This is a genomic window from Microbacterium hydrocarbonoxydans (genome assembly GCF_000956475.1).
Classification (GTDB): Bacteria; Actinomycetota; Actinomycetes; order Actinomycetales; family Microbacteriaceae; genus Microbacterium; species Microbacterium hydrocarbonoxydans_A.
In genome coordinates this window covers 126,906-141,464 of record NZ_JYJB01000007.1, presented here as the reverse complement: position 1 = coordinate 141,464, position 14,559 = coordinate 126,906, and the positions used below count along the sequence as shown (strand labels likewise).

Here is a 14,559-nt window from a genome sequence, read left to right as displayed (position 1 = left end):
CGCGGTCGTCGAGCGAGCGAAGCACCCGCCGCGGTCGTTGAGCGAGCGAGGCACCCGCGGCGGCGGTCGTTGAGCGAGCGAAGCGAGACGAAACGCCCGTCTCCGAGCACGACCTCAGCGTCCAGCATCCGTTCACCACGTCGTCACCGTGCGGCCACGGTCAAGTCACGGCGATGCCGACGGCCGCCGGTTGACTCGCGGGCATGAGAAGAGTCCATCGCGCCATCGCCGCCGCCGTCGTCACCGCGACCGCCGCAACCCTGCTGCTCGCCGCCCCCGCGCAGGCGGCCGGCAACCAGACCACCCCCACCTCTCCGAACCACGCGTTCGAGCCGACGCTCGTCGCCTGGGCCGAGCTGTCGGCCGACTTCCTCGCCGACGGGCCGCCGTCCGGCGCCCAGGCTTCGGCAGGCAACGGCCGCCAGGGTCCGTGGGACGGCCAGGTCATCCCCGGGTTCTCCGCCGTGGTCGAGAACGGCGACGGCACGTTCTGGGCGCAGCCCGACAACGGCTTCGGCGCGAAGGGCAACTCCGCCGACTTCCTGCTGCGCAGCTATCTCGTGCGCCCCGACTGGCAGACGGCGCAGGGCGGTTCCGGCGCGGTCTCCGTCGAGCGCTTCATCTCGTACAACGACCGCAACCACGTCCTCGACTTCCCGATCGTGAACGACGGCACCGCCGACCGCCTGCTGACCGGCGCCGACTTCGACATCGAGTCGCTCGTGCGCGCGAAGGACGGCACGTTCTGGGTGGGCGACGAGTTCGGCCCCTTCCTGCTGCACTTCGACGCCGAGGGCACGCTGCTCGGCAAGCCCTTCTCCCTCGACGGCGCGAAGTCGCCGCAGAACCCGTACCTGCAGCCGGGTGAGACGCCGCGCGTGCGAGCGAGCCGCGGATTCGAGGCGCTGGCCGCATCCGTCAACGGTCGCTATCTCTACCCGATCGTCGAGGGCTCCTACGCCGACGACACCGACCTGCGCCACCGCGAGATCCTCGAGTTCGACACCAAGCGCGGCGCGTACACCGGTCGCACCTGGAGCTACCAGACCGACCAGGAGCCGAACGTGATCGGCGACGCCTTCACGGTCAAGAACGACAGGCTCCTCGTCGTCGAGCGCGACGACTTCGAGGGCGACCAGGCGGTCACCAAGCGCATCTACGAGATCGACCTGAAGAAGACGGATGCCGAGGGCTTCGTCGAGAAGAGCCTGGTCTTCGACGCCCTGCGCATCGCGAACCCGGATGGCCTGAGCTCCGGCAACGGCTACGGCACCGGTGAGGTGTGGTCACTGCCCGTGCAGTCGCTCGAGACCATCGTGCAGCTGGGGAACGGCGACCTGCTGATCGCGAACGACAACAACTACCCGGGCAACGACGCGCGCGTCACCGGCACCCCCGACGACACCGAGTTCGCGATCATCGACCTCGACCGCACCAAAGTCGAGCCCGAGCAGGTCACCGTGATCGGGCACCGCGGCGCCAGCGGCTACCGCCCGGAGCACACCCTCGCCTCGTACGAGCAGGCGATCGTGCAGTGCGCCGACTACATCGAGCCCGACGTGGTCTCGACGAAGGACGGCGTGCTGGTCACCCGCCACGAGAACGAGATCAGCGGCACGACCGACGTCGCCGCTCACCCCGAGTTCGCGAGCCGCAAGACGACAAAGACGATCGATGGGGTGAAGACCACCGGCTGGTTCACCGAGGACTTCACCTTCGCCGAGCTGCGCACGCTGCGCGCCAAGGAGCGTCTGCCGCAGACGCGTCCCGCGAACACCGCCTTCGACGGGTTGTACATGATCCCCACGCTCGACGAGGTCATCGACCTCGCGCGGCACTCCGTGAGCTGCGACGGCCGGCAGATCGGCGTCTACCCCGAGACGAAGCATCCGTCGTACTTCGACTCGATCGGGCTCTCGCTCGAAGAGCCGCTGGTCGCCGCCCTGCAGGCGAACGGCGTCGATTCCGCCGACGCTCCGGTGATCGTGCAGAGCTTCGAGGTCGCGAACCTGAAGGAGCTGAACGGCCTCACCGACGTGCACCTCGCACAGCTGATCAACTCGTCGGGCCGCCCCTACGACTTCACGCTCGCCGGTGACGCGCGCACCTATGCCGACCTCGTGAAGCCCGCCGGGCTCGCCGAGGTCGCGTCGTACGCCGACGGCATCGGCGCCGAGAAGTCGGTGCTGATCCCCCGCACGCCGGAGGGGCGGCTCTCGTCGCCGTCGCCGGTGATCGCGGATGCTCACGCCGCAGGCCTCGACGTGCACGGCTGGACGTTCCGCCTGGAGAACCAGTACCTGCCGGTCGAGTTCCGCTCGTCGGCCGATCCGATCGCGCCCGGTGACCTGGACGGCGAGATCCGGGTGTTCCTCGACGCGGGCATGGACGGCATCTTCAGCGACCAGCCCGACATCGCCGCCACCGTCGGCTGACCGCGTTTCGTCACTTCGACTCGCTTCGCTCGTTCAGTACGGCGCTCGTCGCTGGCGCTCCTCGCTCAACGACCCGGGAAGGCTCCACCACCCCGGGCACTCACCATCCCCGGGTCGTTGAGCGAGCGAAGCGAGACGAAACGCCGCAAGCCGAACTCCGGAGGGGTGCGAGGGTTCACCTCTACCGACGAGAGGCGTAGCCTCGGTCGGGAACGGAGGAATCATGACCATCCAGCCCATCGACGTCGCCCGCGACGAAGACATCGAGGGATTCCTGTTCGACTCACCTGTGAGCATCATGCGCGAGTACATCACGACCCCCGGGCGCGGCGCTCGCCTGCACCGGCATCCGTACGTCGAGACGTTCATCATCCGCAGCGGACGGGCGCTATTCACCGTCGGCGAGGAGCAGATCGTGGGCGTCGGCGGCCAGATCGTCGTCGCCCCCGCGCTGGTCGCACATCGCTTCGAGGTGCTCGACGCTGGCACCTACGAAGCCACCCACGTGCACGCGAACGAGCGCTTCATCACGGAATGGCTCGAATAGCCGCCGCGACGCCTCAGTGGTGGTCGGCGTGCCCTGACGGCATGACAGTGTCGGGCGCCTTCACCTGATCCTCCTGACCCGGCTCGATCACGACGAACTGCCCCATCATGCCCTCGTCCTCGTGCAGCAGCATGTGGCAGTGGTACATGTAGGGCATCTCGGGATCCGCGTAGTCCTCGAAACGCACCAGGAGGCGGTACTCGCGGTTCGGCTCGAGGTAGATCGTGTCCTTCGGGCCGGCCAGCTTGGCGGGCGGCGCGCTCCCGTCGATCGTGAGCACCCGGAACTGCACGTCGTGGATGTGGAAGCTATGCGGAATCGGCTGCGAGCTGCGCACCGTCCACACCTCTGTGTCGCCGACGTGCACGACCTCGTCGATGCGCGACATGTCCATCCTCTCGCCGTTGATCTCCCGTTCCTCGAGCACGAAGGAGCGGTTCGTGCTCGCTTCGTCCTCGTGCATCTCGTCTGCGACGGCATCCGCTGCGCGAGGCCACGACGGCTCCGGCGACGGCGTCAGCGACGATGCCGCACGGAACTCCAGCACGTCGAAGGCATCGTTGCCGCCGCTGGTCCCGGGCAGCAGGATGCCGCCGAGTTGCGTCTTCGCCGACCTCAGCCGTACGGTCTCGCCCGGCGCGAACGCGACGACGACTTCGGCTCTCTCCCCGGGCGCGAGCCTTACCTGCTCCATCGGCAGGGGCGCGTCGAGAAAGCCTCCGTCGGTGGCGATCAGCGTCATCTGCCGATCGGGGATCTCGAACGTGTAGGTGCGTGCGGTCGAGCCGTTCAGCAGCCGCAGGCGCACCCTCTCCGTCGTGACCTCCTGATACGCGCCGACCGTCCCGTTCACCATGATCGTGTCGCCCAACGACCCCGGTTCCGACCCGTCGTCGCGCAGCACGAGTCGGCCGTCGTCATCGAACTGCTTGTCCTGCACGATGAGGGGCAGGTCATCCACGCCATAGTCCTGCGGGAGGGCGGCGCTCAGGCTCGCGTCGTCGTCGAGGATGAACAAGCCGGCGAGTCCTCGGTACACGTGCTGCTCGGTGGCCCCGTGCGGATGCGGGTGGTACCAGAGCGTCGCGGCTGGCTGATCGATGATCCAGGTCGGGCGCCAGACATCGCCCGGGGCGATCATCTGGTGCGGGCCGCCATCCATCGCGGCCGGCAGATGCATCCCGTGCCAGTGCACGCTGGTCGCTTCGGGGAGGTCGTTCTCGATCTCGAACGCGACCCGCTCGCCCCGCTGCGCCCGCAGGGTCGGTCCGAGGAACGAGCCGCTGAAGCCCCAGGTCGCGGTAGCGGGTTCCACGCCGGCGAAGGCTGTCCGACCCGCCTCGGCTGTGAGCCGGAACGTGCGCACGCCGTCTTCCAGCGAAGAGGGCGCCTCGGGCGGGATGGCGAGCTCGTTCACGAAATCGCGCGGGATCACCGCGGTCGTCGAGATCGTGTCGCACGCGGTGAGCAGAGACACGACGGCCGCGACACCCGCGATGCCCGCCAAGCACCGCAGCAGGCCGTCGGAGCAGGTTCTCATGCCCGACTCCCCCAGATCTTCTGGATACCCAGCGCCATGAGCCCTGCGACCGCCCCCCAGAACGCGTCGATGCCCAGGGCGATGAAGATGGTCCACACCGGCTGATCGAAGCCCCCGAAGATCGCGGCGGCGATCATCGAGATGATTCCGTGCCCCAGCCCGGTGAGGGCGAGCACCGGCACGGGGCGCGGCACTCCGCCGAGACCGACCACGCAGATCCACGTGACGGCGATGATCGCGATGATCGTCAGGGCGCGCGGGGCGCCCTGACCGATGCCGATCAGTTCGGCGAGCGGCCAGAGCAGCGCAAGGGCGGAGAGCCCGACGATGAGCGGCCAGGGCAGGCCGGGGCGGGTGGTGGGAGGGATGATCTCAGTCATGCCCTCAGCCTCGCCGCGGTCGGCGGCGCACACATCCGCACGGCGGCGTCTACCGCAGCATCCCTGGAACGACGAAGCGACACCGTCCACGTCGCCCCGGGGCGACATCGCGGTCGCCACGATGCGATCGCGGCTCGCCGGGCGCACGCATACTCTGGAGGCATGCGCAGCGAGGTGGATCCCCGACTCACCGATCTGGTGCTGGCCATCGCCATGGCGCTGGTGCTCGCCGTGGTCGTCGCGGCAGATCCGGCATCGCGAGGAGCCATCGGCGGCTACGCGTTCGCGGTCGGGCTGGGCGTGCTGCTGATCGGCCGCCGCCGACTGCCCCGCCTCCTGCTGATCGTCACAGTGCTCGCGATCTTCGCGTACTACACGCTCGATCTTCCACCGATCGGCATGGTCCTTCCTGCCGTGGGTGCACTGTTCTCCGCCGCCGAACAGCGGCGCACGCTGTGGGCCATCGGCGCCGCCGCCGTGTTGCTCGGCGTCGCCACCTACTTTCGCCTCGACGGCTCGGAGCCGGACTCGACGCTCAACGGCTACACCTTCGTCACAGAGGTCGCACTCGCTGCAGCCGCGATCGCTTTGGGCGCGGCTGTCCGCCTCGCCCGCGAAGCGCGTGAACGCACCGCGCAGATCGCCGCGCTCACCGCATCCGAAGCGGCACTCGCGGCGGAGGGGCGGATGCAAGCGGAGCGCCTGCGCATGGCCCGTGATCTGCACGACACCATCGGGCACACGCTCTCGGTCGCCGCGCTGCACGCGGGAGTCGCGAGCGAAGCGATCGATGAAGACGAGACTCGGGCGGCGATCGACCAGGTCCGCGCGGCGACCGCTGACGCCCTCCGTGAGCTCCGACGCACCGTCAAGGTCCTGCGCGACGATCGCGAGCCCGACCCCGCACCGGTGTTGGGTCTCGCCTCGCTCGATGTCGTCGCCGATGCCGCACGGGCGGCCGGCCTGCAGGTCGACGTCGATCTTCGGATCGCGCCGGATGCGTTGACGCGATCAGCGGATGCCGCGGCCTTCCGCATCGTGCAGGAATCGGTCACGAACGTGCTGCGGCATGCCCGCGCCACGAGCGTGTCGCTCACGATCCGCGACGAGGACGGAGCGCTGACGATCCGGGTCGCCGATGACGGGCAGGCATCAGGTGTACACGGCACCCCCGGAGCCGGCACCCCCGGAGCCGGCATCCGCGGAATGAAGGAGCGAGCAGAGCTTCTCGGCGGCACGCTCGAGGCGCAGCCGAGCCCGAGTGGCTTCGTCGTCACGGCGCGGATCCCGAACGGAGCAGCATGACCGACAGCGACATCAGCGACCCGATCCGCATCGTGGTCGTGGACGACCAGGAGCTCGTGCGCGCCGGGTTGCGGCCCCTCGCCGAGCGCTCCGGAGACATCGTCGTGGTCGGCGAGGCCGCCGACGGGCGCAGCGGTCTGTCGCGCGTGCGCGAACTCCGGCCCGATGTCGTGCTGATGGACATCCGGATGCCGGTGATGGATGGACTCGAGGCGACGCGACAGATCGTCGCGGATGCTGCGCTCGACGGCATCCGCGTGCTGATACTGACGACGTTCGACGAGGACGACCATGTGTACGACGCGATCCGCGCCGGAGCGTCCGGGTACCTGCTGAAAGACGTCTCGCCCGACGACCTGCGTACCGCGATCCGCACCGTCGCGGCGGGCGACTCACTGCTCTCGCCCACCGTCACCGCATCGGTGATGCGCGCCGTCGCCTCCGGCGCAGGGCGCCTCCCCGATCAGACGCCGCTCGCCGGGCTGAGCGAACGCGAGCGCGAGGTGCTCACTCTCGTGGGCCGGGGCCTCACCAACGACGAGATCGCCACCGAGCTGTTCCTCAGCCCCGCCACTTCCCGCACGTACGTGAGCCGTCTGCTCGGCAAACTCGACCGACGCGATCGCGTCGCCCTCGTCGTTCTCGCGTACGAGACCGGCCTCGTCGAGCCGGAACGGTGACCGGAATAGCAGCCGCTCTCAGCGCCTGAGCCAGACCGTCGCCTGCCCCAGCAGCTCCTCACCGATCAGCTCACGGCTCGACAGCACGACCTCGCCCGCCGGCATCCGCACCGACGTCTCGCCGAAGTTCGTGACGACCTCCCAGCCGTTGCTCCGCCGGAAGTGCAGCACCTCGGGAGAGTCGAAATCGAGCCATTCCAGCGATTCGGCCGTCTGCAGCTCGTGTCGAAGAGCGAACGCGCGACGGTACAGGTTCAGGGTCGAGTCCGGCTCGCCCTCCTGCACCGACACCGCGACATCGGCGAACCACTCCGGCTGCGGAAGGTGCGCGCCGCCCGGTCCGAATCCGTACGACGAGGTGTCGGTCGACCAGGGCAGCGGCACGCGGCATCCGTCCCTCCCGAGACCGTCGTAGCTCCATGCGCCCGCGTCGCGCGAGCGGATGTACGCGGGATCCTGCCGCCGCCCGTCGGGGATGTAGGCGACCTCGTGCAGTCCGAGCTCCTCGCCCTGGTAGAGATAGGCGCTGCCGGGCAGCCCCAGCAGGAACAGGGTCGCGGCACGAGCGCAACGAAGCCCCTGCTCGCGGTCGATCTGATCCTCAGGCGCTCCGGCGATGATCCACTCGGTGCCCTGCTTCACATTGCGCCCGTGCAAGGGCGCGAGCCCGTAGCGGGTGGCGTGACGGGTGACGTCGTGATTCGAGAGCACCCAGGTCGACGACGACCCGGTGACGGTGGCCTGCAGCAGGTTGTCGGAGACGATGCGGCGGAACTGCGCCGCATCGAAGTCGGCCGTCAGCAGGTCGAAGTTGAACGCCTGGCCGAGACCCAGCGGCGAAGCGTACTTCGCGCGGCGCTCCGGCGTCGTCACCCAGGCCTCGGCGACGGCGATGCGCGGCGGGTCGTACTCGTCGAAGACCTTTCGCCACTCGGCGTAGATCTCGTGCACTTCATCGCGGTCGCGCAGTGGATGGCGACCGGACGCCTCGTCGATCCGGGCGAGCTCGGCGACGGTCGGCAGGACGTCGGGCAGCTCCTTCATGAGCAGATGCGCGACGTCGACGCGGAATCCGTCGACACCGCGGTCCGACCAGAAGCGCAGCGTGGTGAGGAACTCCTCGCGCACATCGCCGTTGTCCCAGTTGAAGTCTGGCTGCTCCTTCGCGAAGGTGTGCAGATACCACTGGCCGTCGCCCACGGGTTCCCACGCGGATCCGCCGAACACCGACTGCCAGTCGGCGGGTGGCAGCTCGCCGTTCGCCCCGAGGCCGTCGCGGAAGATGTACCGGTCGCGCTCGGAAGAACCCTTCGGCGCGTCGAGCGCGGCCTTGAAGAACCGGTGCCGATTCGACGAGTGGTTCGGGACGATGTCGACGATCACCTTGATACCCACCCCGTGCAGGGCTGCGGTCATCTCGTCGAAATCGGCGAGCGTGCCGATGCGCGGATCGACGTCGCGGTAGTCGTCGACGTCGTAGCCGCCGTCGGCGAGCGCAGAGGGGTAGAACGGGCTCAGCCAGACCGCGTCGATGCCGAGCGCCTCGAGGTACCCGACCCGCGACGTGATCCCCTTCAGGTCGCCGATGCCGTCGCCGTTCAGATCGGCGAAGCTCCGCGGGTAGATCTGATACACCGCCGCCTGGCGCCACCACGTGGCGGCGGCGTCCTGTCGCTTCGGGGTCAGGGCCTGCTGGGCTGTCGAATCGATGCTCACAACGCCTCCTCGTTCGGGATTCTGCGGATGCGGGCCTTCCACGCTACGCCAGTCGGCGCGGACTCCGACCCGCCTTGACTTCTCCCGGGCCGGACGTCGGATGCCGCGCGTAGTGTGTCGCCATGACCGACGACGTGCGCGCACTCCTCGAGCGCCTGCGGGTGCAGGCGGCGGCCCGAGTCGCCTCGTCCGCGGTCGTGCTCGACGAACTCGTGCACGATCGGGAGGGCTCGAACGACGACGACGAGCACGACCCGGAGGGCGTCACGCTGTCGTCGGAATGGTCGCGTCTGTCGGCGCTCGCGGATGCCGCGGCATCCGAACTCCGCCAGGTCGAAGACGCTCTCGCCCGCCTGGACGCGGGAACCTACGGCGTCTGCGCGGTTTGCGGCCGGCCGATCCCGATCGCGCGGCTCGAGGTGCGTCCCTTCGCGACCCACTGCGTGGCCTGCGCGGAGAAGCTCGGCCGCTGACCGCCCTCCTCCGCGCGCGGTACATTCGAGACATGCGACGCGACCGGGCGGTGACCCTGCAGGACATCGCCGACAGGCTCGGCGTGTCCCGCTCGACGGCATCGTTCGCGATCACCGGACGCGGCCGGGTCTCCGACGAGATGCGCCGTCGCGTGCGCGAGGTGGCCGATGAACTCGGCTATCGACCGAACACCGTCGCGCGCCACTTGAAGGGCTCCCGCACGGGCATGCTCGCACTCCGTCTGCCTCCCGACAGCACGGCGATGTCGTACTACATGGAGGCGACTTTCGGCATCGTCGAGGAGGCGAACGAGGCCGGGATGACGGTCATCCTGCTGCCGACCGAGCAGAGCGGCGACCGCGCGGACCAGCTTCCGGCTGACGCGATCATCCTGCTCGATCCGGATCTCAACGACCCCGAGGTGCACACCCTCCTCGCTGGGCGCCTTCCCGTCATCACGGGCGAACCGGTTCCGAGCGGACTCCCCGAGCCGCGCGCCTCCGTCACCAGCGCGCACGACCCAGCGGTGCGCGAGCTCATGGACCACCTGCTCGAGCGCGGCATCCGTCATCCGGCGATGCTGTTCCCCGAACTCCGCGGCCATTGGGCGCTCACGGTCCGGGCGGCGTTCGAATCGTGGTGCGCCGAGCACGGCATCCGACCGCGCATATCCGAGGTCGCGCACCCTGCCCCGCCCGAGATCATCCATGCCGCGGTCGCCGAGCTCGTGGCCGGCGACGGCGACCAGCCCGTCGATGCGATCGTCGCCGTGTCCGACGGCACGGTGCTCAGCGTGGTCACGAGCGCGCAGCAGCTCGGTCGCCGTGTCGGCGATGACCTGCTCGTCGCAGCGCTCGTCGACTCCGAGGTGCTGTCGCTCGCGCAGCCGTCGATCACCGCGATCGACCTGCACGCGCGCGAGTTCGGACGTCGCTGCGTGCGCGCGGCCCTCGCGGTGATCGAGGCGGATGCCGGAGACGCCGCGGCCCCGATCATCGAGGTCGTGCCGATCACCGTGCAGTTCCGAGCCTCCACGCTCGGCGCCGACTGAGTCGCCGCCCAGGGCTCGCCCCGGCAACCGAGAAACCTCTTGTGCTTGCTTTATCGATATTGCTACTCTGTCAGCACGCCGAACCCGAATCCGGCGCACCCGTGACGACGACGTCACCCCTCAACTCAGGAGCGCACATGTCTCAGCCCGACGAATCCCTGGTCGCCCCGACCGAGCTCACGGCCCAAGTCACCGAGGGCCGCTTCAAGCGCGTGCTCGGCGTCCCCTCGCTCGTGCTGTTCGGCCTGGTCTACATGGTGCCGCTCACGGCCTTCACGACGTACGGCATCGTCACGCAGCTCACGGGCGGTCGCGTCGCCGCGACCTACATCATCACTCTCGTCGCGATGGTGTTCACGGCCCGCTCCTACGCGCGCATGTCGGTCGCCTACCCGTACTCCGGATCCGCGTACGTCTACACGCAGCAGTCCTTCGGCGGAGCGCTCGGCTTCCTCGCCGGCTGGGCGCTGCTGCTCGACTACCTGTTCCTGCCGATGATCAACTACCTCATCATCGGGCTCTACATGGGTGCGTCCTTCCCCGGGGTGCCCACCTGGATCTGGATCGTCGCGGCTATCGCCGTCGTCACGGTACTGAACGTGGTCGGCATCGTCTCGGTCGCACGAGCGAACTTCGTCGTGATCGCGGTGCAGGCCGTGTTCGTCATCGCCTTCGTGGCGCTGTCGATCGGCGCGGCAAGCGGCCAGGGCGTCGACCCGCTCGTGCCGTTCACCGGCGACGGCACGGTCGGCAGCATCCTGCCGCTGTTCCAGGGCGCCGCGATCCTGTGCCTGTCGTTCCTGGGCTTCGACTCGGTATCGACGCTCGCTGAAGAAGCGAAGGACTCCCGCCGCACAGTGCCGCGCGCGATCATGATCGTCACGATCGGCGCCGGTCTGCTGTTCATCCTGCTCACCTACCTCGCACAGATCGCGTACCCGTCGAACGCCTTCGAGTCGGCCGACACCGCGAGCATCGAGGTCGTCGCCTCGTTCGGGCTGCCATGGGTGTCGACGCTGTTCATCGCCGGGTTCATCGCGGGCAGCATCGGCTCCGCGCTCACCTCGCAGGCCTCCGTGGCCCGCATCCTGTTCGCGATGGGTCGCGACGGCGTGCTGCCTCGGGCGGTCTTCGGGCGGCTGAGCAAGCGCTTCGGCACGCCCGTTGTGCCGATCCTCATCGTCTCTGCCGTATCGCTCTACGCCCTCTTCGCCGACCTGCTGACCATGTCGAACATGATCAGCTTCGGCGCCCTGATCGCCTTCTCGTGCGTGAACCTGTCGACCATCAAGCACTACTTCGTCGACCGCGGCGAGCGCAGCGGCTGGGATGCCGTGAACAACCTCGTGCTCCCCGGCATCGGCTTCGCGCTCACAATCTGGCTGTGGACGAACCTTTCCGGCATGACGTTCGTCGTTGGCCTCTCGTGGCTCGCGGTGGGCTTCGTGCTGCTGCTCATCGTCACACGGTTCTTCCGTCGTCCGACGCCGACCCTCGACCTGAAGGAGTGAGCGTGGTCGACACGATCGTCGTCGGGGCTCAGGTGCGGACGCTCTCTCCCCAGGCCCCGGACGGAGCGGATGCCGTGGCCATCACCGCCGGCCGGATCACGGCGATCGGCACCCGCGCTCAGGTTCTGCCGCTCGCGGGCCCCGCAACCGAACTCATCACGCGTCCGGACGCGACGATCATCCCGGGGCTGGTCGACGCGCACAGCCACCCGATCTACAGCCTCGGCATCGTCCGCGGACTCTCGCTCACGAACGTGCACACCTACGCCGAGCTGCTCGCTGCGCTCGAGCGCGGGCGCGCGGAGCAGGAGGAAGAGGAATGGTTCCTCGCGTGGGGCCTCGACCCCACCGCGTTCGAGGGCCGGCCGATCGACAACGCGGCCCTGCACGAGGTGCTCGGTGCCGACCGCCCCGCGTACATCAAGATGTTCGACGCCCACTCCGGCATCGCCTCGGCATCCGCTCTCGCCCGAGCCGGCATCGACGCCCCGATCACGCACGCAGACGGATCCGGCGCCGCCGGTGACGCCGACGGCAATCTCACCGGCCACCTGATCGAGTTCCCCACCATGGAGATCGTCGAGAAGGAGCTTCCCGCGCACGGCTTCGCCGATCGCGTGGCGCAGCTGCGCGGGCTGCTGCAGGACATGGCCGCGGTCGGCATCACCGCGGCGCACGTCATGGACCTGCAGGACGACGATGCGCTCGATCTGCTCGCCGCGATCGAGGGCGAGGGCGAACTGCCGGTGCGGCTGCGGATCTCGCCCTGGGTCACCCCGCAGACGACGGATGCCGAGATCGCCGAACTGATCGCCCTGCAGGGTCACGGCGGCCGCCGATACCGCGTCGAAGGAGTGAAGTTCTTCATCGACGGCACCGTCGAGGGCGGCACCGCCTGGCTCTCGCGCCCCGACTCCGAAGGCGAGGGCACCTCGTCAGCTTGGGTGCCGGCAGAGGCCTACGCCGAGCGCATCCGCCAGTTCGACCACGAGGGCGTGCCGACAGCGACGCATGCGATCGGCGACCGCGGCATCCGCTTCGCCGCCGAGACCCTCGCCGCCCTGCCCTCCGGCGGCGTGCCGCACCGAATCGAGCACATCGAATCGGCCGAGGACGATGTGATCGCCGTGATCGGGCGCAGTGGAATCATGGCGAGCATGCAGCCCACGCACTGCACCCATCACGTGCGCGCAGACGGCAGCGACGACTGGTCGCGCCGCCTGGGTCCGCAGCGCGCTGCGCGCGCATGGCGCACGGCCGACGTACGGCGGAGCGGGGCCGTCCTGGCGCTCGGCTCGGACTGGCCGGTGGCCGCATTCGACCCGTGGGAGATCATGGCGGATGCTCAGCAGCGCCGTTCCGTGGCAGTGCCGGGATCAGCCCCGGTAGGCGCCGCTCAGGGCCTCACGGCGACCGAGGCACTCGAGGGATACACGACGCACGCGCACCGCTCGATCGGATCCGAGGGCGGCGCGCTGGTCGTCGGCGGGGCGGCGGACCTCGCTCTGGTCGATCGTGACCCGCTCACGTGCTCGCCGGAGGAGCTGCTGCGCACACGCGTGCTGCTCACGCTCGTGAACGGGGTGGCGACGCACACGGCGGTCTGACCGCGACCGCGCTCGGGAGGAGAACCCGCGCTCGGGAGGAGCCTCAGCATCCGAAGCCCCTCCCGAACGTGCGAAGTCCTCCCGAACACGCGTCGAACGTTCGGGAGGAGGCGCAGGCTCAGCCCTGCGGGTAGTACGCCTTCGAGCCCACGGCGCCGTCGACCGTGAACACGCCGTCCTTGTAGACGAGCTTGGTCACGCCGAGGTTCGGGACACCGGTCGGAGGCATGGCGGGGATGCCGCCGTCGACGGTGCGCATGTCGGGAGCGCCCGCGAAGCAGCTGATCGACAGTCCGCTCGATACGACGAGCACGGTGTCGTCGTGCTTCTTCTTCGCCTTCTGAGCGATCTCGGTGAGCGCCTCGGTCATGCGGGCGTTCACGTCGGCGCAGTCCTCGGCGGGAAGGCCCAGCTGCGGTGCGTCGGCGACAGCCTTCACGGCCGCCATCATGTCGTAGAGACCGTGCTGCGTGATGGCGATTCCCTGCATGGTCTGCCAGCCGCCGTTCTGGCCACTGGCGTCGGCGGGGGCCGTCGGAGCGGCGGCGTGGTCGATCGTGTAGCCGAGGTGCTCGACCGCGGCCGACCACAGCTCCTTGTTCTCCTTGCCCTCGTACTGACCGAAGTTGATCTCGCGCAGACGCCAATCCTGGGCGACGGCGAGCTTGGCCTCCTCCGCACCCGCGAGCATGTAGGTCGCGGTCTCGAAGTGGCGCTTCCCGTCGGCGGAGTACACGGCGTCGAACGAGCCGACGGCCGACTCGAGGTTCGCGCCGACCGCAAAGGCGAGCGGGCGCCCCTCATCGACCTTCGCGACGGGTGCGGTCGCGGCTTCCTGCGTGCCGACGAGGAGGGGCGAGTCCGCCCAGCCCTGCACCGTATCGGTCGTGTTGAGGATCGTGCGGCCGTGCCGGGTCAGGTAGATGACCAGGGCGTTCTTGTCGGATCTGTCCTTGCCGGCGTGGACGTCGACGGCCGGGGCGGCGGATGCCGAGAGCCCCGTGAGCGTCGTCGCGGCGACGAGGGCTGCGGCGACGACGACGATGCGGACTGTTCTGCGGTGCATGGTGATGACTCCTTCAGCGGACGGCTCGCCACGGCTGTGTGACGAGGTGCGACCCCGAAGCAGGCGGGTACCTGCGCTCGGAGCCGACGCCGCCCCCACAGCCTCATGGGGACGGCGCGGCTCCGAGTCTTCCGCGAAAACCTTAACGCGTCAAGTTTTTGAGCGGTCGCTCGATGACGGATGTCGGCTCGGAATACGAATGTCGGCCGAGAAGGGCATTCTCGACCGACATCCGTATTCTGGGCCG

General features: G+C 69.1%; 12 protein-coding genes. 8 read left to right on the top strand and 4 right to left on the bottom strand.

Features of this window, described 5'->3' with window-relative positions:
- The first annotated feature begins 203 nt into the window (after positions 1-203).
- Both RS84_RS05575 and RS84_RS05570 read left to right on the top strand, forming a co-directional pair.
- Positions 204-2,435 (top strand): esterase-like activity of phytase family protein, encoded by a 2,232-nt coding sequence (locus tag RS84_RS05575; RefSeq protein WP_045256781.1) that lies wholly within the window; start codon positions 204-206, stop codon positions 2,433-2,435.
- 223 nt (positions 2,436-2,658) lie between these two features.
- Positions 2,659-2,982, top strand: a complete 324-nt coding sequence (locus RS84_RS05570; protein WP_045256780.1) for a cupin domain-containing protein — start codon at positions 2,659-2,661, stop codon at positions 2,980-2,982.
- A gap of 13 nt (positions 2,983-2,995) precedes the next feature.
- Here the strand turns inward: RS84_RS05570 and RS84_RS05565 are convergent, their stop codons facing one another.
- Together RS84_RS05565 and RS84_RS05560 are read right to left on the bottom strand one after the other, a co-directional pair.
- On the bottom strand, positions 2,996-4,522 hold the full coding sequence (locus tag RS84_RS05565; RefSeq protein ID WP_045256779.1) for a multicopper oxidase family protein: 1,527 nt from the start codon (positions 4,520-4,522) through the stop codon (positions 2,996-2,998).
- The gene (locus RS84_RS05560; protein WP_152641762.1) at positions 4,519-4,902 is read right to left on the bottom strand and encodes a hypothetical protein; all 384 of its coding nucleotides are present in this window, start codon (positions 4,900-4,902) and stop codon (positions 4,519-4,521) included. The genes RS84_RS05565 and RS84_RS05560 overlap by 4 nt, the downstream gene beginning before the upstream one ends.
- A gap of 162 nt (positions 4,903-5,064) precedes the next feature.
- On the opposite strand from RS84_RS05560, the gene RS84_RS05555 reads away from it, so the two are divergent.
- Entirely contained in the window at positions 5,065-6,207 is a 1,143-nt protein-coding gene (locus RS84_RS05555; RefSeq protein WP_045256777.1) for a sensor histidine kinase, read from the top strand.
- Entirely contained in the window at positions 6,204-6,887 is a 684-nt protein-coding gene (locus RS84_RS05550; RefSeq protein ID WP_045256776.1) for a response regulator, read from the top strand. The genes RS84_RS05555 and RS84_RS05550 overlap by 4 nt, the downstream gene beginning before the upstream one ends.
- 18 nt (positions 6,888-6,905) lie before the next feature.
- Here the strand turns inward: RS84_RS05550 and RS84_RS05545 are convergent, their stop codons facing one another.
- On the bottom strand, positions 6,906-8,597 hold the full coding sequence (locus tag RS84_RS05545) for a glycoside hydrolase family 13 protein (protein WP_045256993.1): 1,692 nt from the start codon (positions 8,595-8,597) through the stop codon (positions 6,906-6,908).
- Between the two features lie 128 nt (positions 8,598-8,725).
- Between RS84_RS05545 and RS84_RS05540 the strand changes: the two genes are divergently transcribed.
- The 4 genes from RS84_RS05540 (at position 8,726) to RS84_RS05525 (ending at position 13,246) form a co-directional block, all read left to right on the top strand.
- A complete protein-coding gene (locus tag RS84_RS05540) occupies positions 8,726-9,076 on the top strand; it encodes a TraR/DksA family transcriptional regulator (RefSeq protein ID WP_045256775.1) in 351 nt (116 codons plus the stop codon).
- A gap of 32 nt (positions 9,077-9,108) precedes the next feature.
- Positions 9,109-10,128 (top strand): LacI family DNA-binding transcriptional regulator, encoded by a 1,020-nt coding sequence (locus RS84_RS05535; protein ID WP_052676233.1) that lies wholly within the window; start codon positions 9,109-9,111, stop codon positions 10,126-10,128.
- Positions 10,129-10,265: 137 nt separating this feature from the next.
- Positions 10,266-11,639: an APC family permease gene (locus RS84_RS05530; RefSeq protein WP_045256774.1), complete on the top strand. Its 1,374-nt coding sequence runs from the start codon at positions 10,266-10,268 to the stop codon at positions 11,637-11,639.
- A gap of 2 nt (positions 11,640-11,641) precedes the next feature.
- The gene (locus RS84_RS05525) at positions 11,642-13,246 is read left to right on the top strand and encodes an amidohydrolase (RefSeq protein WP_052676232.1); all 1,605 of its coding nucleotides are present in this window, start codon (positions 11,642-11,644) and stop codon (positions 13,244-13,246) included.
- Between the two features lie 118 nt (positions 13,247-13,364).
- Here RS84_RS05525 and RS84_RS05520 read toward each other — a convergent pair whose 3' ends face one another.
- The gene (locus tag RS84_RS05520; RefSeq protein ID WP_045256772.1) at positions 13,365-14,312 is read right to left on the bottom strand and encodes a histidine phosphatase family protein; all 948 of its coding nucleotides are present in this window, start codon (positions 14,310-14,312) and stop codon (positions 13,365-13,367) included.
- Positions 14,313-14,559 lie beyond the last annotated feature (247 nt).